Source organism: Rossellomorea sp. ABR4_004, from assembly GCF_056159585.1.
Genome location: NZ_JBSWVM010000001.1, coordinates 826,360 through 851,383 on the forward strand (window position 1 = coordinate 826,360; position 25,024 = coordinate 851,383).

Below are 25,024 nucleotides of genomic sequence, written 5' to 3' on the forward strand. Positions count from 1 at the left end.
ATACATGACGTATATCAACTAGGGTGGAACCGCGAGTATCAAGCTCGTCCCTAGGCTATAAGCCTAGGGACGAGCTTTTTTATTTTATTACATACAAGATGAAAAGGAGTGACTTTTATGTCAATGGAACAAGTAGTAAATTTAGCGAAGCATCGCGGATTTGTTTTCCCGGGTTCTGAAATTTACGGTGGACTTGCTAACACGTGGGATTACGGTCCACTAGGTGTAGAGTTAAAAAACAATATTAAAAAAGCATGGTGGAAAAAATTCGTTCAGGAATCCCCTTACAATGTGGGTCTTGATGCAAGTATCTTAATGAATCCGCAAACTTGGGTAGCTTCTGGTCACGTTGGGAACTTTAACGATCCAATGATCGACTGTAAGCAATGTAAAACACGCCATCGTGCAGACAAAATCATCGAAAATGCCCTTGAAGAAAAAGGCATCGAGATGATAGTGGATGGACTTTCATTTGAAAAAATGGAAGAAATCATCAAAGAGCACAGTATCGTGTGCCCTGATTGCGGAAGCCAGGATTTCACCGATATCCGTCAATTCGATTTAATGTTTAAGACTCATCAAGGTGTGACAGAATCTTCTACAAATGAAATCTATTTACGCCCAGAAACAGCACAAGGTATATTTGTTAACTTCAAGAATGTTCAGCGCTCCATGCGTAAGAAAATGCCTTTCGGTATTGCTCAAGTCGGAAAAAGCTTCCGAAATGAAATTACACCTGGTAACTTCACATTCAGAACACGTGAATTTGAACAAATGGAACTGGAATTCTTCTGTAAACCGGGAGAAGACCTCGAATGGTTCTCTTACTGGCGTGAGTTCTGTAAAAATTGGTTGCTTAACCTCGGAATGAACGAAGATAACATGCGTTTACGCGATCATGATCAAGATGAATTATCACATTACAGTAATGCAACTACGGATATTGAGTACAAATTCCCATTTGGTTGGGGAGAGCTTTGGGGTGTAGCAGATCGAACTGACTTTGACCTGAAGCGTCATATGGAACATTCGAATGAGGACTTCCACTACATGGATCCTCAAACAAATGAAAAGTATGTACCATACTGTATTGAACCATCCCTAGGTGCAGACCGTGTCACTCTTGCATTCCTATGTGACGCCTTTGAAGAAGAGGAGCTTGAAAATGATTCACGTACAGTGCTCCGCTTCCATCCGGCACTGGCTCCATTTAAAGCAGCGGTCCTGCCCCTTTCGAAAAAGTTATCTGATGATGCAATCAAGGTGTATGAAGAATTATCACAGGATCTTATGATTGACTTCGACGAAACAGCATCAATCGGTAAACGCTACCGACGTCAAGATGAAATCGGTACACCATTCTGTATCACATTTGACTTTGACTCGGTTGAAGATGGCCAAGTGACCGTACGTGACCGTGACACAATGGATCAGGTAAGAATGCCGATCAGCGAAGTAAAGGCGTTCTTGCAAGAGAAGATTAAATTCTAAAACCTAAAGCGAGACGGCTCGTTCAGAGGCGACAAGCATAAGATAGCCCTGCCTGAAAGGCGTTCTTTGCCTTTTTGGCAGGGTTGACTTATGACCTCGAGCCTCTAAGCCCCGGAGCTAGCAGACACCTAAAGCGGAGGGGCTTTGCCTAGAGGCGACAAGCATAAGACGAACATACCGGAAAGGCGTTCTTTGCCTTTTTGGTATGTTTGACTTATGACCTCTAGCCTCTAAGCCCCGGAGCTAACAGACACCTAAAGCGGAGGGGCTTTGCCTAGAGGCGACAAGCATAAGACGAACATACCGGAAAGGCGTTCTTTGCCTTTTTGGTATGTTTGACTTATGACCTCGAGCCTCTAAGCCCCGGAGCTAGCAGACACCTAAAGCGGAAACAAAACCCCATAAAAAACAGGCCCATTCACCATGGTGAATGGGCCCTTTCTATATAATCACAAACAGCATTATAAGCTAGAATAAGTCCTTAAGGTTATCCATTTGGTCTAGGAACCTCCTGGATTTTAATGTCAGACCTGAATTTTCATCGTAATAAGTCCTGATTACCCGCTTCAATTGACTCTTTGTTTCATCTTTCACCGATATATTTCCCAATCGATTGATATCGAAATAGTAAAATACCCTCAGAAGCTTCACAGTGCTCTGCGAGATCGGAAAATGATGAGGATCTTCACTTAAACAACGATGACAGATGAATCCATTTTCTTTAAATGAGAAAGCGAACTCACCATCCGCCTCCCCGCATACACTACATCCATTCAAATGAGGATACAACCCTAATACAGGGAGCATCTTCATTTCAAATATGTGCATAAGAATTTCGGGATCATAGTCTTCATTTAAATAGTGAATGGTCTTATAAAGCAATTCAAATAGAAATGGGTTCGGTTTCCGGTCTTCTGTCGCTTTGTCCAGAAGGTCGACGATGTAAGTGGCATAAGCCGTCTTAAACAGATCTTCCCGCACATGCCTTAACGATTCAACCATCTCTCCCTGTTGGAGTGTACCCAGCCCACTTCCTTTAATAAAAAGGAAATAACCATATGTAAACAATTGTGAAATGGCGGATAGACGGCTATTAGGTTTCTTTGCCCCTCTAGCCATCAATCCTATCTTTCCGAATTCTCGTGTGTATATGGTAACAATCTTGTTCGACTCACCGTAATGATTCGTTCTGATAACGATTCCTTCACACTTCTGCAGCATATAGCCACCTCCCGACATCAATCCATCCGGGTGATGACAAGCTTATCACGTTAAAGGAAAATCAACTTCCGCTGTTTCTTCTTCAAAGCTGTAAGGATCCTCTACCGTCTCCTTTTCAAGCTCCTTAAAAAGTAAATAGGTGTCTATACTTCCTGTCTGCGAAAAAAATTTCCATGTTAAGTCTAACATAAAAAACCCACCTTTCTGGATTTAAACTAGCAAGACTTCATAAGCTTTCTTGTGATTAGAATGAGCATTTTCTCTCTAAAAGATGCGGCCTAAATATTGTTAATTCGGCTATCAATATTCCTCGTCGCTGAATCCAAAGTCACGCAGGGTAGAAGATCGGTTTCTCCAATCCTTCTGTACCTTCACCCATAGCTCAAGATAAACCTTTGATCCCAACAGGTTCTCAATGTCGACACGGGAGCGCTTTCCTACTTCCTTTAGCATCGATCCCTGTTTTCCTATGACAATCCCTTTTTGCGAGTCTCTCTCCACAATAATGGTTGCGATCACGTCAATAAGGTCCTTCTCTTGCTTTCGCTCCATTTTATCGATCACGACTGCAATGCTGTGGGGAATCTCTTCCCTTGTCAGGTGCAGGACCTTCTCACGTATGAGTTCTGAAACGATAAAACGTTCAGGATGGTCTGTAATTTGATCAGCAGGATAAAATTGAGGTCCTTCTGGCAGTTGATCCTTTAATAATTGTAGAAGGTTATCTACATTATTTCCTTCAAGTGCTGAAATCGGAACAGTCGCCGCGAAAGGAAACAGGTCATTATATTGTTGAATCATCGGCAATAGCGCATCAGGGTGAATTTGATCAATCTTATTAAGAATAAGGAAAACAGGCGTTTTGACCCCTTTTAACTTCTCGATGATGAAGTGATCTCCTTTTCCCAAACCTTCTTCTACGTTGACCATAAACAAAATGACGTCCACTTCTTTTAAAGTGTTCTGAGCAATCTTCATCATGAAGTCTCCCAGTTTATGTTTCGGTTTGTGTATCCCTGGAGTATCGATGAATATCATTTGTGCATCATCTGTGGTGAAAACTCCCTGAACTTTGTTTCGTGTTGTTTGAGGCTTATCACTCATAATCGCAATCTTTTGACCGATTACACGGTTCAGGAAAGTGGACTTCCCTACGTTCGGCCGTCCGATGATGGAAATAAAGCCTGATTTGTATTCTGTATTACTGCCTATATTACTCATTTAAATCCTCCGGTGAAAAAGCTCCTGGTAATAGTTCTGCAACGGTTAGTTCTTCCACATCGCCTTTAAGGTTTGTCAGTACGACTTTCATCTCTTTCGGACATAACTCTGAAATGACCTGACGACAGGCTCCACATGGCGGCACCGGTCTTGCCGTGTCTGCTACAACCGCAATCATTGAATAGTCTGTATCGCCTTCTGAGTATGCTTTGAATAGGGCTGTTCTTTCAGCACAATTACACATACTGTAGGCTGCATTCTCGATATTACAACCGTGATATACCTTACCATCCTTAGACAGAAGGGCCGCTCCAACCTTAAATTTACTATATGGTACGTATGCTTTTTCTCTCGCTAGTTTAGCTTCTTGTATCAATTGTTCTGCATTCATTCGTTTAACTCTCCTTTTAACCCTTACAAATTCATTTTACTACAATTTTCATAAAAGAAAATGGGCTGTTATCATTTTGTAATAAAATAGTTAGATAATTCAAACTATTTATCGATTTTGTCCTTTGCTCCACTTATTCTATACAAGTATAAGAACGTTTTCAAATGAATTAAAGGCTGCGGGAAAGAAATCGTTCAATTTCTCTCCTACAGCCTTTGTTTTTAAGGTATTCTTATCTTCTCTGAGTCTCATTAAAGAGCAGTGATAAGTCCAAGCAGCTTTGGGATGAATATAATGGCACCCACAATCGCTGTACAAACGGCAAAGAGTAAGACAGCCGCCGAAGCAAGGTCCTTTGCCGCTTTCGCCAAGGGGTGGTAGTCTGAAATTGAGAGATCCACTGCCTTTTCGATAGCCGTATTCATGGTTTCAAGTGCCAGTACGGAAAACACCAATATGATCAGGATGATCCATTCCATGGTAGATACGGAAAGCAGATACCCTAAGATAAAAACAATGATCCCTACACATGAGTGAATCCTGAAATTCTGCTCCGTGGACCATACAGATTTAATCCCATCTGCCGCATATCCAAAAGACTTCAAGAACCTGAATAGGCCGAACTTAGTCCCTTTTGAGTCCATACTCATCTAGAATATCCTTTTGTCTCTGAAACATTTTCTTTTCATCCATTTCTTCCATATGATCATAGCCTAATAAATGCAGGAATCCGTGAAGAGCAAGAAAACCCAGTTCACGGGAAAATGAATGATTGTATTCTTCAGCCTGCTCTTTGGCTCGATCGATGGATATGATGATATCACCGAGTACCCGGGGAATTTGACCACCTACTATTTCGACTTCGTCCTCTCCCAGTTCTTCAAGAGCAAAGGAAATGACATCCGTCGGCTGGTCCTTATGGCGGTATTCACGGTTAATTTCCTGAATCCTTTCGTTCGTCACAAACGTAACCGACACTTCGCTGTCATCTTCGACCTCTTCTTTTTTTGCCGCAAAGTTCAAGATGTTTTGCACCAAACTTGTTTCCTCTTCGGATAATTTTTCAGTTTCATCAATAAAGTCGATCAATAATGTCATGCTTCTTCTCCTTTTGCTTTAAGTTCCGGATATTCTATTCTCGGATGAAAGATTCCATTCAGAGTCTCACAAAGAGACTTCTTGACTGTTTCTAATTGCTTCAATGAAATATCGCATTCGTTAAACTGACCGTCTTGCAGGCGGTCTTGTACGATGGAATGAACAAGCTGTTGAATCTCTCCCTGCGTGGGTGATTTCTTCGATCTGACAGCCGCTTCTACACTATCCGCAATGCTAATAATGGCCGCTTCCCTTGTTTGTGGTTTGGGACCGGGATATCGATAATCTTCTTCTTTAACATCTTTCCCTTGTTCCTTAGCCTTATAATAAAAGAATTTCAACAAGGTTGTCCCATGATGCTGCTCGGCAATATCGACGATTTCCTTTGGCAGCTTATGCTTCCGCAGCATGTCTGCACCATCTGAAGCATGACTTATAATAACATCCCTGCTCGTCTCAGGCGAGACCCGATCATGAGGATTTTCCATATTAAGCTGATTTTCTATAAAAAAGTGTGGCCTTTTTGACTTTCCGACATCATGATAGTAGCAGCCGACTCTCGCTAATAGTCCGTTTGCACCAATGGATTCACATGCAGATTCTGCAAGATTCGCTACCATGACACTGTGATGATATGTACCAGGTGCGTCAGTCAGCAGCTTCTTCAATAATGGTTGTGTAGGGCTTGAAAGTTCTACCAGCCTCATGGAAGAAAGTATGCCAAACCCTGCCTCGAAAAACGGCAGAAAACCGATTGTTAATATAGAGGAACTGATTCCCGATACCAGGGCAAACACGAGATAATACACATATTCACTGTTCGAATATGAGGTTCCGCTTAATAGAATCAAGAACCCGAGGATCAAAATATTCACAAGCGCTACGTAAATCCCCGCTCTTAATATATTGGAGCGCTGATTACGGTTCACCAGGAAAAGAATTCCGGATACGCCACTAAATAGCGTATATATCGCAATTTCAATATCGATTGATCCTGAAAACTGCTGATGAAATACGATACTCGAGCACGCAGAAAGGATAAACACCATCATCATAGCGATCCGCTCATTCAGTAAGATCCTCAGTATCATCCCGGTGAACGCTGCAGGGAATATAAAGGCTATATCATTGATTTCCAACTGCTCTATGAGTCCCACAATCTTCATGATTAAGAGTGAGATCACAAACACGATGCTCGTGAGGATTAAATAATTTTGTTTTCGTTCCTCGGTTACTTCCAATGTGTAGAAGAAATAATACAATGAACTGATCACCACAAGCACAAAGAGCGCCAATCCAATGTATGGGCGGAAGGAGAACGTATTTTCCACCATACCCAACGACTTCAGGATACTGTATTTTTTAGAGGTGATCATTTCCCCATCTTCCACGATGACGCCGCCTTCGATAATTTCGACCTTTTGTACATTCGCCTCGGCAAGTTTTTTTAACTCATCCGTTTTTTCAGCATCATAGTAAAGTGTCGGCTCCAAAGCGACTTTCCCCAATTTGACGGCAGCAGTGGATAAATCACCTTCGAAAGTGTAGTTGGTGATCCGCTGTTCTAAGTTCAATTTTGCTTCGTTTAGTTCTTCCTCTTTCACCCCGTTTTCCATGATGATTTTCATCTGTGTGGAAACGATGGTTTCTAGCCGCGACAAGTCATCCTCTGAAGCCACAAGTAGTATCTTTAACACGTCATCACTTAAACTGTTGGTTATATTATTATTTTTATCCTTAGGCAATTTTGCTTTCAGAAGTTTCAGCTGATCATCGATAGCGGTATTTTGGGAAGGCTTTAGATCATCTTCTTCACCTGCCTGTGGTGAAGATTCTTTCTTCACTTCATTTACACTTTCAATCAATGAGCGAAGAAGGGAGATGGAGTTGTCTATCGCTCCTTCTTTCGTGGTATAAACATTCGCTACTTCAGCCTTTGCTTCTTCCTTCTTCTTCTCGGTAGCCTCATCATCAACGAATTTCTTAGGAGCCCTTATCGTAGTAGGAGCTTCTTCATACAGATTGATATCCAGGGTTTTCGGTTTTACATTTCCAAATAAAACCCCAAAAACAATAATGCCAAGTAACACAAATAAGAGATTAGTAAAGAGTCGGTAGCTAAGAAAGCTCCTTATTTTGAGTGAAAATGGGTGCGTTTGCATAAAGAACCCCCTGTTATGTAAGTACAATTTCAACCAGATCAAGGTATAAAGAGCTCACAGAAAGCATAAGAAAAAACAATCTAGCAATTATGTAAAATGATAACAGTTTTTCTCTTAATTATCCATGTTGAACCCGATAAAAAAAGATTGATCCCTGAATTCCCCACCTGTATTAACAGGTGGGACGAACACATTGGATCAATCTCTTTAGTGTTTTACTTTTCAATTGTTTCATAGGCATTGATGATTTTAGCGACTAATGGGTGACGAACCACATCCGCTTGATCAAGATAAATAAACGATACGCCTTTTACATCTTTTAATATTTTTTCAGAAGAAATCAGCCCTGACTCGCTTCCCCTCGGTAAGTCCACTTGAGACCGATCTCCTGTAATAATCATCTTCGAATCAAAGCCAAGTCTGGTTAAAAACATTTTCATTTGTGCTTTCGTTGTGTTTTGAGCCTCATCGAGGATGACAAACGCATCATCCAGTGTACGGCCTCTCATATAAGCAAGAGGAGCGATTTCAATGGTTCCTCGTTCTATCAACCGAGCTGTGTGCTCAGCCCCAAACACATCATGCAAAGCATCATATAAGGGACGTAGATAAGGGTCCACTTTTTCCTTCAGGTCACCCGGAAGGAAGCCAAGACTCTCTCCCGCTTCAACAGCAGGCCTTGTGAGAATTATTTTCTTTACTTGCCCATTCTTCAACGCATGTACCGCCATCACCACAGCAAGATAGGTTTTCCCCGTACCTGCCGGACCAATCCCAAACACCATATCGTGTTTTTTGATAGCCTGAATGTATTGGCGCTGCCCAAGGGTTTTCACCCTGATGGATTTACCTTTTGCATTTTTCGTTATTTCTTCATTGTACAAGTCTGTAAAGTATTCAAGTGTCCCTTGCTTGCCCATTTCCAGTGCATAATGGACATCTCTTTGGCCAATATTGATTCCTTTACGTATTACAGCTACGAGTCGATCTGAAACATCTAGAGCGAGACTTACATCTTCTTCCTTACCTGAAACCAGCAATTCTTCGCCTCTTGTTACGATCGAAACGTATAATTCCTGTTCTATTAATTTAAGGTGAGAATCTGAAACACCAAACAAAGCGATGGCTTCATTAGGGTTTTCAAGTTGTAATTTCATTAAGATTTCATCTGACATTCGTTAGTCTCCTTGAATAATTGGTTGTCCTACTGCAATATTTTCTAATACTTTGAAGTGAATTGTTACCCTAACTTTACCATTCTCAACCTTTTCTTGCAAAATTTTTTCACCTATGACTTCTGCATCCTCTGGTAGGGCGGACTCCAAATTACTCTTGGCCAGCTTCTTCGCCGCATCGATGGCTTCTGATTTCGTATAAGTTCTCTCTACATCTTCTTTCTCTTTAAAGCTTTTATCAATGTAATATATAGGCAGCTCCCACTTCAAGAAACGAAGGTTCTTTTTGTTCTCTTCCACGATAGACTCTTTATACTCAACTTTACCGAATCCCCAAACCGGAATATTGAAAGAGCCGACTCCGACATAATGCTTTCTCTTTTCATCGCCGCTAAAAACCACAAACTGGGATTTCAAAGGTAGATTAACGTTTGATTTATACCATGTTTCCCCCAGGATTTTCGCCTTGGCCGGGACCCCTTTAGGATCTTTTTCATTTCCGATCAAACCGGATACAAGGAGCTGACCTTTATTCACATAATCATTGACGTTCACCTGAGGATCTCCTTCTTCTACGAACATTTGAGTGATGATCGCTTTCTTCTTCGCTACAATATGCTGCAGACCAGAAGATTCAGAAGGCTCAGGGGCGTTCTTCTCAACCACTTGAAAGTGAAAGGTTGTCCCTTGCAATTCCACCCCTACCCATGTAATATTGTTCATCCTGTAGGATAGCTCTCTTTGAATATTTTCTACATCCGGGAGTGAGAATTGCAGTTTCCCTTTAGATACTCCCATTTCTTCCAACTCTTTTCTTATACTGTGCTCCGTTTGCGGTGACGCCCCCTTAATTTGGATGTCCCACACCATATTGGAGAGCAAAAACACGATGATGAAAAAAGCAAGTCCACCAATCATGAACCCTGAGTTCTTCAGGGAGCGCTTAAACAAAAAGGGAACTCCCTGACCTCTTAGAAATGTCACTTTACACTCGGATGTCCGAACAGCTCTTCTGAAGTTATGTACATCCTCTAAGGATAAGTAAAATGTGATGGTCTCTGTTCCAGCTCTCTTCACATTCCAAATCGTGATACCCGCCCGAAGCAATTGATTGATGACCCTCTCCACTAGTCTGCCTTCCATTTTCACAAATACCTTTCCCCTTAGAAAGGTGAACCATTGATTCTTCAAATCCGTCCCCCCTATTGTTCTAAATAGATCACTTCTACGATCTTCCCCTGAAGAAGAATTTCTTCCGGAAGAATCATCTTGATGACAAATTGTTCACCTTTTATTAAAAGTTGACCTTGTTTTAGCAGAAGTCGCACCTCTCGATCTGTGAACGTTAACAGACCACGATGGTTTTCTATATAGATATGAATTTGTCCAATCATTGTGACGCGAGGAAGGTCCATCATGACATCTTCAGGTAAATCCATTTTCTGGGTCATCCATTTACGCATGTGTTGTAAAAAGCTTTTTGCCATAAAAAAGAACCCCCTTTCATCTCATATGTATGAAATGAAAAGGGGTTTCATCACTCTTATTTTTGATGATGCCGTTTTTTTGATCTCGGAGGTCCGAATACCTCTGAAAAAATAAATCCTTTTATGATATCATCTTCCTTGTTGAAATCAAGGTTGAGTGTTGAACTTTTTTCCCGTATCTTATTTGCCCTTGTTTGATGAGCTTCAAGTCTGCGGGAATATCGCTCCTCTTTCTTTTGCAAGTCTGCATAAGTTGATTCCGCTTCCTTCTTCTTTTCTTCAAATCGGCTTTGAATGGAAGAGGCTGCGTCTTTCAATGGTTCTTTATATTCTCTCGGCACTCTGCTCCGTGCCGGTCTCTCTCTCTCCCTTTCTCTCTCTCTTGCATGAGGTTCGGATGGAGGGGGAGATGCCGTTTGAATCGGTTTTTGCCTTACCGGTTTATTTGAAGGCGACTCTTTCACTTTATTGAAAATCGACGTGATAAGTCCGATCAGTATGGCAATGATTAAAGGTTCCATGGAGAAAACTCCTTTCTCACAAGGGGATATTACTTATCTTTAGAATTTTTCGGATCATTTTTATCCCCGGTTAGTTTCCCGATCGAGTCTCTCATTTCCGTATCAGCGTCGATATTCTTTAAGTTCATATAGTCCATCACACCGATATTGCCTGATCGAAGCGCTTCAGCCATAGCAAGCGGTACTTCTGCTTCTGCTTCCACAACCTTCGCTCTCATCTCTTCTACCCTTGCTTTCATTTCCTGCTCATTGGCAACGGCCATCGCTCTTCTTTCTTCCGCTTTCGCTTGAGCAATGTTCTTATCAGCTTCCGCTTGTTCTGTTTGCAGTTCTGCCCCGATATTCTTGCCGATATCAACGTCCGCAATATCAATCGAGAGAATTTCAAAGGCCGTACCTGCATCCAGGCCTTTTGAAAGGACCGTTTGAGATATCAGATCTGGATTCTCCAATACTTTCTTGTGATTGTCGGATGAACCGATTGTGGATACAATCCCTTCCCCTACACGGGCAACGATCGTCTCTTCCCCGGCCCCCCCGACAAGGCGGTCAATATTCGCACGGACCGTAATACGTGCTTTGGCTTTCACTTCAATTCCATCCATTGCAACACCGGCAATGAAAGGTGTTTCGATTACTTTAGGGTTAACACTCATTTGAACCGCTTCAAGTACGTCACGTCCAGCAAGGTCAATGGCCGCACAACGCTCAAAGGTCAGTTCAATATTCGCACGATGAGCTGCAATCAGTGCATTGACCACTCTGTCTACGTTACCACCAGCTAAATAGTGACTCTCCAGCTGATTGATCGTTACTGTAATTCCTGCTTTATGGGCTTTAATCAAAGGATTGATCACACGACTCGGGATAACACGTCTCAACCTCATTCCCACTAGTGTGAAAATACTGATTCTTACTCCAGCTGCAATCGCTGAAATCCACAGCATGACTGGTACAAATGTAAATAAAACTGCTAATACAATCACTCCCACCACAATGGCAACGAGCAATAAAATCGTACTTGGTCCTATAACCATATTCTTTTCCTCCTAAGTAATTATGAAATGTCTCTTACAACAATCCTTGAACCTTCTACTTTCACAATCTTAACTCTTTCGCCAGCTTTAATAAAGCCGCCCTCTGTCACTGCATCAATTCTTTCATCATCAACAATTACGGTACCGGAAGGTCTTAAAGGAGTTTTCGTTACCCCTTCTTTACCGATCAACTCTAATCGATTGATGTTTGATACATATCCACTTTCTGTGCTTGTTGAATCTTTTAAAATGATTTTGTTAAAAAATTTCATTTTTTTACCAAACACCTTTACAAATATAATCATTGTCGCAACGGCTATAAGTAAAGCGATAAGAAGAGAAATTCCCATTTGCACTACATCGCCCCCTGCCAGCATAATACTTGCGAGTATCGCCCCGATGCCAAGTCCGCCTGCAATGCCCCCAGGGAGGAAAAATTCCGCAACGACAAGAGCGACTCCGATGATAAAGAGGATGATCGTTTCGTATCCGGCAAGTCCCGCCACCAGGTGTCCATAAAAGAATAATACAAGTGAAATCAACCCGATAGAACCGGCAATGCCAAATCCTGGTGAATACAATTCGACAATCAATCCAAGGCTTGCCAACGAAAGAAGGATTGGCACCACGACCGGATTTGTTATAAATCGTGCCAGTTTCTCTGCAAATGTCTCTTCAACATTTACAACAGAAGATTCATCGACACCAAGGGTTTCGTATAACTCATCCAGATCCGCGACGGTGCCTTCAGAGTAGCCGACTTGCTTGGCTTCTTTTGAACCCAGGGTTAATAATTCCCCTTTTTCAATCCCCAATTCTTCGATTACTTCCGATTCATCCGCCATGGCTAAAGCAACTTGAGGATCTCTCCCATTTGATTCAGCGGCACTCTTCATGGCAGAAAGCCAGTAGCTCTGAGCTTTCTTATCAGCGGCATTTCCTGCTTGATCGATCACAGCCGCAGAACCGATTTGACCATTTGGAACCATATAGATTTCATCTGCATGAAGGGAGATGAAAGCACCTGCCGATAAAGCATGATTATTCACAAAGGCAACCGTTTTTGTTTCTACACTGTCAAGGAGCTGACCAATATCACCAGCTGCAGTGACCAGACCTCCAGGTGTATCAATATCAAAAACAATCAGTTCGGCATTGTTTTCCTCTGCATCACTTATCGCTCTCTCCAGAAAAGCATGAAGACCTTTTTCAACTTCTTTGTGAATAGGAATAACGTATACTTTTTTTGTACTCTCAGCAGAGCTTAACAAGGGCTGTAGAAAACTGAACCCAAGAATCATCATGAAAAATATAAGTAGACCTTTTTTCAACGCAACCCCCTCGTTTCAGGTAATATTCCTTGATACTCTATGTACGATTGACCTATTAAAATAGTTTCAACTTTTTTAAGAATATTATGTTGTTGGCGTGGAATTTATTAATATAGTAAAAAAATTCAATAAGGAAGGATGTTTTTTGATGGGCTGATCTTATTTTTAACCATTCTTTCCTTTTCATTATCAACTTGCTCAAGTTTATTTTCAACCTTCAACCCTTAATTTTACCTTTCCCCAACTTAATTTCAAACCTCCCCCTCATGGAGCACACCCTTTATGACGCGAATAAAAAAACCGGAAAGCATTATGGCTTTCCGGTTTCTTTAATCTTATGATAAATGTTGAAGAACAAGTTTGTTGACGAGAGCTCCATCGGCTTTCCCTTTTAATTTAGGCATGATTGCTCCCATCACTTTGCCCATGTCGGCTTTAGAAGTAGCACCTACCTCCGCTACCGTCTGTTGAACAATAGCAGAGACCTCTTCTTCTGAAAGCTGCTTCGGCATATATATTTCGACGTAAGTCAGTTCTGTTTGAATTTTCTCAACGAGGTCTTCACGACCAGCGTTTTGAAATTCCTGGAGGGAGTCTTTCCGTTGCTTCACTTCTCGAGAAAGGACAGTCAACTCTTCGTCTTCAGAGAGTTCCTGTTTCCCATGTTTAATCGCTTCATTTTGAAGTGAGGCTTTAAGCATGCGAATGACAGAAAGTTTCTCTTTTTCTTTATTTTTCATCGCTTGTTTCATATCATCATTTAAACGATTGAGAAGACTCATGCTTACACCCTCTCTTAGAACTTACGCTTTCTTGCAGCTTCTGATTTCTTTTTGCGTTTTACGCTTGGCTTTTCATAAAATTCGCGCTTTCTAAACTCTTGTAAAGTTCCTGTTTTAGAAACTGAGCGTTTGAAGCGACGAAGAGCATCTTCAAGCGATTCGTTTTTACGAACAACTGTTTTTGACATCTCTCTTTCCCTCCCTCCGAACACACTACACTTACATGTTCAAGTCAAGAAATGGTTTGTACCATTTTCTTAAGACGCAGATTTTTCTAGCGTCCTTTACTTCACCAATAGGTTATGGCTTTGCCCTTGGATCATTGTCACAAGGGGACAGAAAGTGTATGTCTTTCTTGGATGAATTCTTTATTAACATAAAGAAATCCATGTACTTTGCCATTATAATATATGATATGTAATAGGTCAACAATTTATCATAAAACTGGTCACATAAATAGGCATGTCTCACTCTTTTCTTCCATACATTTATATAAAGCAGGCTGTGTGTGGGAGGAATGGAATGATTTTACATGGAATCGCCTTTATTTTTTTTATTTTTTGTTTTTTACTGGGGATGACTTGGCTGAGGTCAGGGCTCTTTAATATTGCCAATCAGAAAATAAAGAAATGGCTTCATTATTTAACGAGCACTCCCGCTAAGGGTGTTCTTACAGGAACGATCGTGACAGCACTTATCCATAGCAGTTCTGCCGTTATGGTCCTCACAGTGGGACTGGCCTCATCCGGCTTGATACCGTTCAGACAGACTATCGGAATCATGCTTGGATCGAATATCGGGACAACGTTCACTCTTGAAATGTTCACACTGGATATGAATTACCTTATTGTCCCATCCATGGTCATCGGATGCATCCTATATTTTTTCCGCTCTCCTTCCATCAGAAGTGCTGGAATGATATTTATCGGGTTTGGGTTAATCTTTACGTCGATCCGCGCGATTCAGTGGTTAGCTACCCCATTAACGACTCACGAATCCTTGCGCACGTATATCATAGAAGTGAACGAGCATGTCGTACTCGCCCTACTTATTGGTTGTGTATTAACGGCGATCATCCAGTCCAGCACCGTTGTGACAGGGGTTACGATGGGATTTCTGGCAGCAGGTTCCATCGACCTTCATGCAGGAATCGCCATTATGCTTGGCGCAAACGTCGGGACGTGTATTACTGCCTTTATTGCAAGCATCGGTGGAGGAATTCAAGCGAAACTGACGGCGTACGCTCATATATGGCTTAACGTTATTGGGGTCGCTCTTTTCATCCCCCTCATTCCACTTCTCGGATTGGTGGTTCGATCTTTGGCAGGCTCCCCCGATTTACAATTGGCACATGCCAGTGTCATATTTAACATTTTATGCTCGATTTTTGTGTTGCCATTTGCGAATCAATTCGCCCGATTTATTGAAAGAATTCACCAGCCAAAAAAAAGCTGAACAAGGATCGAGATACCCGTTCAGCTTTTTTCTTATTAATAATCAGAGTCGCTTGTCAAACCTTGTACGATTTTTACACCTGAGCTTGCTCCCAAGCGAGTAGCTCCAGCATCAATCATTGCTTGAGCATCTTCAGAAGAACGAACGCCTCCTGAAGCTTTCACACCGATATCAGGTCCGACTGTTTTTCTCATAAGAGCGATATCTTCCACAGTCGCTCCCCCAGTAGAGAATCCTGTAGATGTTTTTACATAGTCTGCTCCAGCTTCTACAGCTAATTGGCAAGCCTTCACTTTTTCTTCATCTGTCAGCAGACACGTTTCAATAATCACTTTTGAAAGTGCTTTACCTTTAGATGCTGCCACAACAGCTTCAATGTCGCGTTTAACCAACTCATGATCGCCACTTTTCAAAGCGCCGATATTGATGACCATATCTACTTCTGTAGCACCTTTTTCGATTGCATCCTTTGTTTCGAATGCTTTCGTTTCTGGCGTAGAAGCTCCCAGTGGGAATCCGATAACCGTACACACTTTCACTTCAGTGCCGCTTAATAATTCGCTTGAATATTGTACCCATGTCGGATTAACGCATACAGAAGCAAACGTAAATTCTTTCGCTTCCTGGCAAAGTACTTCTACTTGGTCTTTCGTTGATTCAGGTTTAAGTAAAGTATGATCAATCATACTTGCAATGTTCGTAGTCATTCATTATCTCTCCTTCAACAGTTGTCCGTACCTCTCTTATCATAACAAAACAAAGAGAAAAAGACGAGCATTTCTTATTAGCATCTCCAAAAAAAGAAAACCTTTTCATATTTTATAAGAAAATAAAAACACCCCCGGCAATATTTGCCAGGGGTGGGAAATTATCATTTTAAACGGTACACTCTCGCCTCGTATGGCTTAAGGGTTATCTTGCTTAGAATTCCATGGCTGTCTACAGAATAATTATTCAACAAAAGATTAGACGAGGAGACTTCCAATTCACCAAGGTCACAAACGGCATCCTCAGTGGAAAGGTTTGTGATCACGATCATGGATTGATTTTCTCCTGTGCGGGTATACGCATAGATTTGCTTATCTTTTTCAAGAAGCAGATCATAGATCCCGTAGGTGAAGACATCTTCTTGTTTCTTAAGTTGAATCATTTTTTTATAGAAGTTCAGAATGGAGCTTTCATCCTTCTCCTGAGCTTTTACATTAATTGTTTTATAGTTCGGATTCACTTTCATCCAAGGCTTGCCGTTTGTGAATCCACTGTTTACCTCGTCAGTCCATTGCATCGGTGTTCTGCTGTTGTCACGGGAAGAAGCCCAGATGATGTCCATGATGTCTTGGTGAGGCACTCCTTCTTCACGCTTCAGACGATATAGATTCTTGACCGCTACATCATCATAATCTTCAATGGATGGAAATTGGACATTTGTCATACCGATTTCCTGCCCTTGATAAATAAATGGAGTCCCCTGCATTAAGAAGTACATGGTCGCCATGGCTGTGGCACTTTCTCTCCAGTATTGTTCATCATTCCCCCAAGTAGATACAACTCGTGGTTTATCATGGTTTTCGATGAATAGGGCATTCCACCCGTTGCCTTCAAGGTCTTTCTGCCAGCGAGTGAGCACTTTTTTCAATTCGACAATATCAAGGTCCGGGTTGGTTTCGGCGTCCCAGAGACCAAGATGTTCGAATTGAAAAATCATATCCATCTTTCCATTTTCTTTTCCAACCCACAATTCCGCTTCATCGGCTTTTACACCATTGGCTTCCCCAACGGACATGACATCATAGTTAGCATACGTCCGATCCTTGAATTCTTGCAAGAACGTATGAATCCCTTTTTGATTCATATGCATATCGAAAGAAGAAACATACTTTTCCTTTTTCGGATTTGGCATATCAGGCAGACCGGCACGTTTCTTAATATGGCTGATGGCATCGATTCTGAAGCCATCAATTCCTTTATCAAGCCACCAGTTGACTGTGTCATAAAGAGCGTCGCGGACTTCTTCATTTTCCCAGTTCAAATCCGGCTGCTTCGTAGAGAATACGTGAAGGAAATATTGATCTGTTTCTTCGTCATACTCCCATGCCGATCCTCCAAAGATGCTTTCCCAGTTATTCGGCTCCTTGCCTTTTACGCCATCTCTCCAAATATACCAGTCACGTTTTGGATTTTCTTTAGAGCTCTTAGACTCAATGAACCAAGGGTGCTCATCACTTGTATGATTAAGTACAAGGTCAATGATCAGTTTCATCTCTCTCTTGTGAACCTCATTGAGTAATTGATCGAAGTCCTCCATCGTACCGAAGTCTTCCATAATATCCTGATAATCAGAAATATCATATCCATTATCATCATTAGGTGATTTATACATTGGACAAATCCAAATCACATCGATACCTAATTCTTTAATATAATCCAACCGTTGAATCACGCCCTGCAAGTCACCAATTCCGTCGCCGTTTGAATCCTGAAAACTCCTCGGATAGATTTGATAGCCTACCGCTTCTTTACGCCATGCCTTTTTCATTGTAACACCTCATTAAAGTATAGTAAGATACAAACGCTTACATTTAATGCAATCGTTTGCACTATTAGTTTAAAAAAAAGACCTATTTCATTTATTATATTGACATTAATAGTTTACAACCTTCTTCTTCACTTATCAATAGATAAATTGATTCTAAGCAAAAAAAGAAAGTGTTTACAAAGTAATATTGTGCAAAAACAAAAAGGCACCCAACCATTGTCAGGTGCCTTGATCTATTAAATTGCTGCTTTTTCTTCTGTTTCTTCAAGGACACGTACGAATTGGCCTTCGTTTAGGGGATAACCTGCTTTTGTGATCTTCACTTTCACAAGCTTTCCTACCATGTCTTCTGTTGCAGGGAATACCACTTTCAAATAATTATCCGTATATCCAACATAAAGATCATCTTTGTAAATTTCTTCAGGGATCACTTCTAATACTTCATTTTCAAATTGAGAAGCGTATTCTTTCGCTAATTGGTTAGAAAGTTCAATTAAACGATGAACTCGTTCGTTCTTGACATCTTCATCGATTTGATCGTCCATACGTGCTGCAGGAGTACCTGTTCGCTTTGAATAAGGGAACACGTGAAGCTCCGAGAATTTATGTTCATTGATGAAATTAAATGTTTCCATAAATTCTTCTTCCGTTTCACCAGGGAAACCGACAATGACATCAGATGTAACGGCAAGTCCCGGTAAAGCTTTTTTAAGCTTTTCCAAGCGCTCTGCAAAGAATTCCATCGTATATTTTCTGCGCATTCTCTTAAGAACCGTATTGGACCCTGATTGAAGTGGAATGTGTAAGTGTCTGACAACAATATTTGATTGATCAATCACTTCAATGACTTCATCCGTCAATTGACTGGCTTCGATGGAAGAGATACGGATTCTCTTCAGACCCTTCACTTTTTGCTCCAGGTCTTTAAGAAGCATGGCAAGGTTGTAGTCTTTCATGTCCTCTCCGTATCCACCTGTGTGAATTCCTGTCAGGACAATCTCTTTATAGCCGGCATCCACTAGCTGCTGAGCTTGATGAATGACTTCTTCAGGATCACGGGATCTCATCAGTCCACGGGCCCATGGAATAATGCAGAATGTACAGAAGTTATTGCACCCTTCCTGGATTTTAAGAGAGGCACGGGTACGATCCGTAAATGCCGGAACATCCAGCTCTTCATAGACACGATTCTTCATAATGTTTGTAACGCCATTGATTGGTTGGCGTTCTTGTTTATATTCTTCAATGTATGTTAGCATTTTTCTTCGGTCCTGCGTCCCAACCACAACGTCAACGCCCGGTATCGCCATAATTTCAGCAGGGGAGGTTTGAGCGTAGCATCCTGTTACACAAATGACTCCGTCAGGATTCTTACGGATGGCACGACGAATGACCTGTCGGCTTTTCTTATCTCCTGTATTCGTTACCGTGCACGTGTTAATGACATACACATCTGCAATCGAGTCATATTCTACACGTTCATATCCTTCTTCTTTAAAAAGTTGCCAGATGGCTTCTGTTTCGTAGTGGTTCACTTTACACCCTAGAGTGTGAAACGCTACTGATGGCATTACAATCACCTCATAAGTTCTAATTGATAGCTGATGGCTGAGAGGACATACAATGGAGCAGTCTCCGTACGTAAGATTCTTGGGCCCAGACCACATGGAATAAAGCCCTCGCTCTTACACATCTCTACTTCTTTATCTGTCAATCCACCTTCAGGGCCGAATACGACAAGGACACTTTGTCCATTTTCGATCGTCGATAACACCTTTGATAGATTTCCTTTTTCTCCGGCTCTTGCTTCTTCTTCATATGCGATCAGTTTGTAATCAAACTGTGCTTGTATTAATTGTTTCAATGAAATGGGGGCAGATACGTCGGGAACAAGGAGTCTATGAGACTGTTCCGCTGCTTCCTTGACGATTTTCTCCCATCGTTCCACCTTTTTCTTTGCTTTTTTATCGTCCCACTTCACAATGGAGCGATCCGCATTAAAAGGGATAAATTGAGTGGCTCCAAGCTCTGTCCCCTTTTGGAAAATCAACTCCAATTTATCCCCTTTCGGCAGTCCGCTCGCAATGGTTACTTTAATTGGTAATTCTTTCGTCGTTGTTTCCCATTTTACTATTGATAGTTCTACCGAGTCACTGGAAATCGTTTCAATACGGGCAATGGCTGATGCTTGATCCTTAAATACAGCATAGACTTCATCATCTTCCTTCATTCTCATCACACGAACGATATGATGATAGTCATCCCCTGTTATCGTAATCGGATCATTTTCTCGATATATGTCATTGATAAAATATCGTTGCATACAGTTTCAACTCCACCGCTTTTTACTTAAATTCACATAGGCTTCTTGGCAATAATTGCGACCCAATCTTCCATGACCATAATTTCTTCTATTATAAATCCGGCAGACTCCAATGCATCACGTACTTCTTGCTTCTTAGGCTGGATAATCCCAGAGGTGATAAAAAATCCGCCCGGTTTCACAAGCTCGAAGGCATCAAGTGTAAAGCGTAAAATGATTTCAGCCAAAATATTCGCTACAATCACATCCGCTTGCCCTGTAACACCATTCAATAAATTATTTTCGTCAACCGTTACAGTTTGCTGCACTTTGTTCAGCTTCACATTCAGTCTTGCTGAACGAACAGCCACTTCATCTAGGTCATATGCTCTTACATTGTCTGCAGCTAACTGTGCAGCAGCAATGGATAATACACCTGAACCTGTTCCTACATCGATGACCGTATCGTGTTTTTGAACAATTCGCTCAAGGGCCTGGATACACATGACTGTTGTCGGATGCGTCCCTGTCCCGAATGCCATTCCTGGATCGAGCTCAATGATAAGTTCGTCACTATGAACCGGTGTGTAGTCTTCCCAAGTAGGTACGATCGTAAATTTATCGGAGATCTTAACAGGGTGGTAGTATTTCTTCCAGGCCGTTGCCCATTCTTCCTCGTTCACTTCTGAAATCTCCACTTTGTTTTCACCAATGTCGATATCATAGGTCACCAGGTTCGTAATGCCCTGCTTGATCTCGTCAACGGTTTCACCAAGAAAGCTATTTACGGGTAAGTACGCTTTGACTAAGACACCTTCACTTGGATAATCATCAGGATTGAGTTGGTAGATCTCTCCAAACATATCTTCTCTTTCCTTAATTAATTCGGCCGGGTCTTCAATGACCACACCGCTTGCTCCAGATTCATGAAGAATGTTTGAAATAGGTTCAATCGCTTCATTCGTAGTAAGAATACTGATTTCTGACCATTTCATTGATCTACCAACTCCGTTCTTTAGTTATTCGCCTTTAAAGGCTTTTTTTACTTTATCAAAAAAGCTTTCATGCTGTTCATCTGGAACCTGTCCGCTAATATCAGCAAATTCTCTTAATAATTGCTTTTGCTTATCCGTTAATTTAGAAGGGGTAACCACCTTCACCTGAACATGCTGATCACCTGTACCGTATCCACGGACATTCGGTACTCCTTTACCTTTCAAACGGAATCTCGTGCTTGTTTGAGTTCCTGCAGGCACTTTCAGCTTTACTTTTCCGTGCAGGGTCGGCACTTCAATTTCATCACCTAATGCCGCTTGTGCAAACGTCACTGGCATTTCACAATAGATATCATCTCCGTTACGCTCAAAGAAATCATGTGAGCGAACGTGGAATACAACGTACAAGTCACCGGCAGGTCCGCCATTTATACCCGGTTCACCTTGACCAGTCACACGCAGCTGCTGTCCATCATCGATACCAGCAGGGATTTTAACAGATATTTTCCGGCGCTTCTGTACTTTTCCGGCACCGCCACAAGTTGAACATTTTTCCTTGATTTGTTTACCTGTACCGTTACAGTAGTGACAAACGCGTCTGTTCACGATGCGGCCGAATGGTGTATTCTGTTCCACATTTAGTTGACCCGATCCATTACAGTGAGAACATGTATTGACTTTTGTTCCCGGCTTTGCACCTGAACCATGGCAGGTGTCACATTCTTCTTCTCTCGGAATCTCGATTTCTGTGTCTTTTCCAAAGACTGCTTCTTCAAATGTCAGTGACATCGTGTACTGAAGATCGGCACCTTGTCTTGGTGCATTCGGATCTCTTCTGCGGCCACCGCCGCCACCGAAGAATGTATTGAAGATGTCTTCGAAACCACCGAAACCGCCGCCGCCAAAGTCAGCACCACCGCCGAAACCTTGGTTAGGGTCCGTATGTCCGAAACGATCATATTGTGCACGTTTCTGATCATCACTCAATACTTTATAGGCTTCTGATATTTCTTTAAATTTTTCATCCGCATCCGCTTCTTTATTAATATCCGGATGATATTTTTTGGAGAGCTTGCGGTATGCTTTCTTCATTTCGTCTTTTGAGGCATCTTTTCCGACCCCAAGAACCTCATAATAGTCCCGTTTACTCATTAAAACACCACTCCCGAATCCTTTGCATAAAGGTTATTTTAACATTGAGCTTCGACTATTATCAATAAAAACTCAACATTCCTTCTAATTGATTGTGTCTGTTAGATGAATGAATCTTCTTCCACTCTTTTCAATCATAGAAAAAGTCAAAGCCAAGAACCGCCCTGACTTTGACTTTTTCGTTCATACTAAATTATTTCTTGTCGTCGTTTACTTCTTCGTATTCAGCATCGACTACATCGTCGTCTTTCGAAGCTTCGCCTTCTGCTCCTTGAGCTGCTTGAGCTTCTGCTTGAGCCTGCTCATAAAGCTTCATTGTTAAGCTTTGAACGATTTCCTGTAATGCATCTTTCTTTTCACGGATAAGAGCTAAATCATCTTTCTCGATTGCTTCTTTTAATTCAGCTTTCGCATCTTCCGCTTTTTTCACTTCATCTTCTTCAACTTTGCCTTCAAGGTCTTTTAACGTTTTTTCCGTTTGGAAAACTAGTTGATCGGCTTCGTTACGGAGTTCGACTTCCTCTTTACGTTGTTTATCCGCTTCGGCATTTTCTTCTGCTTCCTTCACCATGCGTTCTACTTCATCATCTGAAAGACCTGTAGAAGATTTGATCGTGATGTTTTGCTCTTTACCTGTTCCAAGGTCCTTCGCGCTTACATTCACGATACCGTTTTTATCAATATCGAATTTTACTTCGATTTGTGGTACTCCACGTGGTGCCGGCGGGATGTCAGCTAATTGGAAACGACCAAGCGTTTTGTTATCAGCAGCCATTGGGCGCTCACCTTGTAATACGTGGATATCAACAGCTGTCTGGTTATCAGCGGCAGTTGAGAATGTTTGAGATTTGGATGTTGGAATCGTCGTGTTACGCTCGATCAGCTTCGTTGATACGCCACCCATTGTTTCGATACCAAGGGAAAGTGGTGTAACGTCAAGTAAGACAACATCTTTAACGTCTCCAGTCAGAACTCCACCTTGAATCGCAGCACCCATCGCTACAACTTCGTCAGGGTTAACACCTTTAGATGGCTCTTTACCAGTTTCTTTTCTGATCGCTTCTTGTACAGCCGGGATACGAGTTGATCCACCAACAAGAATGATTTTATCGATTTCACTTGCAGAAAGACCCGCATCTTTCATCGCTTGACGAGTTGGTCCCATTGTACGCTCTACAAGATCTGAAGAGATTTCATCGAATTTCGCTCTTGAAAGAGTCACTTCCAAGTGAAGAGGACCTGCTTCTCCAGCCGTGATGAATGGAAGTGAGATCTGAGTTGAAGTCACTCCTGAAAGATCTTTTTTCGCTTTCTCAGCAGCGTCTTTAAGACGTTGAAGAGCCATTTTATCTTTAGAAAGGTCGATGCCGTTCTCTTTTTTGAATTCAGCTACAAGATAATCGATGATCACTTGGTCAAAGTCGTCTCCACCCAGACGGTTGTCGCCGGCAGTAGAACGTACTTCGAATACCCCGTCACCAAGTTCAAGGATGGATACGTCGAATGTACCGCCACCAAGGTCATATACCAGGATGGTTTGGTCTTGATCCATTTTATCCAGACCATATGCAAGTGCCGCAGCAGTTGGTTCGTTGATGATACGCTCAACTTCAAGACCCGCGATTTTACCAGCGTCTTTTGTTGCTTGACGTTCTGCATCATTGAAGTAAGCAGGTACTGTGATGACTGCTTTTTCAACTTTTTCACCAAGATAGTCTTCTGCGTATGATTTTAAGTGTTGAAGAATCATAGCTGAAATCTCTTGTGGAGTGTATTCTTTTCCTTCCGCTTCTACTTTGTGATCTGTTCCCATATGACGTTTCACTGAGATGATCGTGTTCGGGTTTGTGATCGCTTGACGCTTCGCTACTTCCCCAACTTGCTTTTCTCCATTTTTGAACGCAACAACTGATGGAGTTGTGCGGTTTCCTTCTGCATTTGCAATAACCTTTGGCTCTCCGCCTTCAAGTACTGATACACATGAGTTAGTTGTACCTAAGTCAATACCGATAATTTTACTCATAGTAAGAAACCTCCCTATTTTGTATATGTAATGTCTTTATTATTGATTGACCTTCACCATGGAAGGACGAATCACTCTGTCTTTCAGTTTGTATCCCTTTTGGAATTCTTCAACCACTACATTGCTGTCGAAATTTTCATCTTCTGTTTGCATAACTGCTTGATGCAAATGTGGATCAAACTCTTGACCTACCGCTTCAATTGGCTCTACTCCCTCTTTCTTAAGGGCTTCAACAATACTTCTATGAACCATTTCCATTCCTTGAAGCAGTGTTTTTGTTTGATCATTATCAGCATCTATATTTAAAGCACGCTCGAAATTATCAAGTGCCGGCAATAGTTCAGTGATCAGTCCTTGAGCACGATATTTCTCCTTCGCTTCGTTTTCTACATTGACGCGGCGGCGGAAGTTATCGAAATCAGCTCTTAAACGGAGATAACGATTCTCAGACTCATTCAGCTTATCTTCCAATTGTGAAAGCTCATCTGATTCTTGTTGTCCTTCTGCTACTTCCTCTGCTTGAGGTTCTTCAGCGAATACTTCTTCTACCACATCGCTGTTTTCTTCTTTCGCATCATGCTGTTCTTGTTTTGTTTCTTCAGACATAACATTCACCTCCTTAAAAATCTGCGACCATTACAAGG

General features: G+C 41.7%; 25 protein-coding genes. 2 read left to right on the forward strand and 23 right to left on the reverse strand.

Translation table 11 applies throughout. The annotated features are described in order from the left end of the window. Positions 1–117 precede the first annotated feature (117 nt). Positions 118–1,491 (forward strand): glycine--tRNA ligase, encoded by a 1,374-nt coding sequence (locus ACXAF2_RS04575; protein ID WP_475137558.1) that lies wholly within the window; start codon positions 118–120, stop codon positions 1,489–1,491. 468 nt (positions 1,492–1,959) lie between these two features. Here the strand turns inward: ACXAF2_RS04575 and recO are convergent, their stop codons facing one another. The 15 genes from recO to rpsU all read right to left on the reverse strand — a co-directional run bounded on the left by recO (position 1,960) and on the right by rpsU (position 14,105). Next, entirely contained in the window at positions 1,960–2,712 is a 753-nt protein-coding gene (gene recO, locus ACXAF2_RS04580; protein ID WP_475137559.1) for a DNA repair protein RecO, read from the reverse strand. A 45-nt stretch (positions 2,713–2,757) separates the two neighbouring features. Then, positions 2,758–2,901: a YqzL family protein gene (locus ACXAF2_RS04585; protein ID WP_341356603.1), complete on the reverse strand. Its 144-nt coding sequence runs from the start codon at positions 2,899–2,901 to the stop codon at positions 2,758–2,760. A gap of 111 nt (positions 2,902–3,012) precedes the next feature. Continuing rightward, positions 3,013–3,933 (reverse strand): GTPase Era, encoded by a 921-nt coding sequence (gene era, locus ACXAF2_RS04590; protein WP_475137560.1) that lies wholly within the window; start codon positions 3,931–3,933, stop codon positions 3,013–3,015. After that, entirely contained in the window at positions 3,926–4,324 is a 399-nt protein-coding gene (locus ACXAF2_RS04595) for a cytidine deaminase (RefSeq protein WP_034757514.1), read from the reverse strand. The genes era and ACXAF2_RS04595 overlap by 8 nt, the downstream gene beginning before the upstream one ends. 251 nt (positions 4,325–4,575) lie before the next feature. Beyond that, complete coding sequence (locus tag ACXAF2_RS04600; protein ID WP_475137561.1) at positions 4,576–4,974, reverse strand: diacylglycerol kinase; 399 nt, start codon at positions 4,972–4,974, stop codon at positions 4,576–4,578. Continuing rightward, positions 4,949–5,422: an rRNA maturation RNase YbeY gene (gene ybeY / locus ACXAF2_RS04605; RefSeq protein ID WP_475137562.1), complete on the reverse strand. Its 474-nt coding sequence runs from the start codon at positions 5,420–5,422 to the stop codon at positions 4,949–4,951. Before ybeY ends, ACXAF2_RS04600 begins: the two co-directional genes overlap by 26 nt. Next, positions 5,419–7,584, reverse strand: coding sequence for an HD family phosphohydrolase (locus ACXAF2_RS04610; RefSeq protein ID WP_475137563.1), 2,166 nt, complete (start codon positions 7,582–7,584; stop codon positions 5,419–5,421). The genes ybeY and ACXAF2_RS04610 overlap by 4 nt, the downstream gene beginning before the upstream one ends. A 215-nt stretch (positions 7,585–7,799) precedes the next feature. After that, the gene (locus tag ACXAF2_RS04615; protein ID WP_475137564.1) at positions 7,800–8,759 is read right to left on the reverse strand and encodes a PhoH family protein; all 960 of its coding nucleotides are present in this window, start codon (positions 8,757–8,759) and stop codon (positions 7,800–7,802) included. Between the two features lie 3 nt (positions 8,760–8,762). Further along, positions 8,763–9,950, reverse strand: coding sequence for a sporulation protein YqfD (gene yqfD, locus ACXAF2_RS04620; RefSeq protein WP_475137565.1), 1,188 nt, complete (start codon positions 9,948–9,950; stop codon positions 8,763–8,765). An 11-nt stretch (positions 9,951–9,961) separates the two neighbouring features. Further along, entirely contained in the window at positions 9,962–10,246 is a 285-nt protein-coding gene (yqfC, locus tag ACXAF2_RS04625; protein ID WP_148969724.1) for a sporulation protein YqfC, read from the reverse strand. Positions 10,247–10,302: 56 nt separating this feature from the next. Next, positions 10,303–10,767 (reverse strand): hypothetical protein, encoded by a 465-nt coding sequence (locus ACXAF2_RS04630; RefSeq protein ID WP_475137566.1) that lies wholly within the window; start codon positions 10,765–10,767, stop codon positions 10,303–10,305. 29 nt (positions 10,768–10,796) lie between these two features. Further along, entirely contained in the window at positions 10,797–11,798 is a 1,002-nt protein-coding gene (gene floA, locus ACXAF2_RS04635) for a flotillin-like protein FloA (RefSeq protein ID WP_149158058.1), read from the reverse strand. Positions 11,799–11,824: 26 nt separating this feature from the next. Next, entirely contained in the window at positions 11,825–13,135 is a 1,311-nt protein-coding gene (locus ACXAF2_RS04640) for an NfeD family protein (RefSeq protein ID WP_475137567.1), read from the reverse strand. Between the two features lie 335 nt (positions 13,136–13,470). Then, entirely contained in the window at positions 13,471–13,917 is a 447-nt protein-coding gene (locus ACXAF2_RS04645) for a GatB/YqeY domain-containing protein (RefSeq protein ID WP_148995755.1), read from the reverse strand. Positions 13,918–13,931: 14 nt separating this feature from the next. Continuing rightward, the gene (gene rpsU / locus ACXAF2_RS04650; RefSeq protein WP_032087602.1) at positions 13,932–14,105 is read right to left on the reverse strand and encodes a 30S ribosomal protein S21; all 174 of its coding nucleotides are present in this window, start codon (positions 14,103–14,105) and stop codon (positions 13,932–13,934) included. 334 nt (positions 14,106–14,439) lie between these two features. Between rpsU and ACXAF2_RS04655 the strand changes: the two genes are divergently transcribed. Then, the gene (locus tag ACXAF2_RS04655) at positions 14,440–15,372 is read left to right on the forward strand and encodes a Na/Pi symporter (RefSeq protein ID WP_475137568.1); all 933 of its coding nucleotides are present in this window, start codon (positions 14,440–14,442) and stop codon (positions 15,370–15,372) included. A 35-nt stretch (positions 15,373–15,407) separates the two neighbouring features. Here the strand turns inward: ACXAF2_RS04655 and deoC are convergent, their stop codons facing one another. The 8 genes from deoC to grpE all read right to left on the reverse strand — a co-directional run bounded on the left by deoC (position 15,408) and on the right by grpE (position 24,986). Beyond that, positions 15,408–16,079, reverse strand: a complete 672-nt coding sequence (gene deoC / locus ACXAF2_RS04660; protein WP_475137569.1) for a deoxyribose-phosphate aldolase — start codon at positions 16,077–16,079, stop codon at positions 15,408–15,410. Positions 16,080–16,243: 164 nt separating this feature from the next. Then, the gene (locus tag ACXAF2_RS04665; protein WP_475137570.1) at positions 16,244–17,908 is read right to left on the reverse strand and encodes a glycoside hydrolase family 13 protein; all 1,665 of its coding nucleotides are present in this window, start codon (positions 17,906–17,908) and stop codon (positions 16,244–16,246) included. 236 nt (positions 17,909–18,144) lie between these two features. Next, positions 18,145–19,479 (reverse strand): tRNA (N(6)-L-threonylcarbamoyladenosine(37)-C(2))-methylthiotransferase MtaB, encoded by a 1,335-nt coding sequence (gene mtaB / locus ACXAF2_RS04670; protein WP_475137571.1) that lies wholly within the window; start codon positions 19,477–19,479, stop codon positions 18,145–18,147. Between the two features lie 5 nt (positions 19,480–19,484). Further along, complete coding sequence (locus ACXAF2_RS04675; RefSeq protein WP_475137572.1) at positions 19,485–20,231, reverse strand: 16S rRNA (uracil(1498)-N(3))-methyltransferase; 747 nt, start codon at positions 20,229–20,231, stop codon at positions 19,485–19,487. Positions 20,232–20,263: 32 nt separating this feature from the next. Further along, a complete protein-coding gene (gene prmA / locus ACXAF2_RS04680; RefSeq protein WP_475137573.1) occupies positions 20,264–21,205 on the reverse strand; it encodes a 50S ribosomal protein L11 methyltransferase in 942 nt (313 codons plus the stop codon). Positions 21,206–21,229: 24 nt separating this feature from the next. After that, positions 21,230–22,357 carry a molecular chaperone DnaJ gene (gene dnaJ, locus ACXAF2_RS04685; protein WP_475137574.1) on the reverse strand — a complete coding sequence of 376 codons (1,128 nt, stop codon included), beginning with the start codon at positions 22,355–22,357 and terminating at the stop codon, positions 21,230–21,232. Positions 22,358–22,550: 193 nt separating this feature from the next. Continuing rightward, positions 22,551–24,380 (reverse strand): molecular chaperone DnaK, encoded by a 1,830-nt coding sequence (dnaK, locus tag ACXAF2_RS04690; RefSeq protein ID WP_475137575.1) that lies wholly within the window; start codon positions 24,378–24,380, stop codon positions 22,551–22,553. A 39-nt stretch (positions 24,381–24,419) separates the two neighbouring features. Then, positions 24,420–24,986, reverse strand: a complete 567-nt coding sequence (grpE, locus tag ACXAF2_RS04695; RefSeq protein ID WP_475137576.1) for a nucleotide exchange factor GrpE — start codon at positions 24,984–24,986, stop codon at positions 24,420–24,422. Between the last annotated feature and the right edge of the window lie 38 nt (positions 24,987–25,024).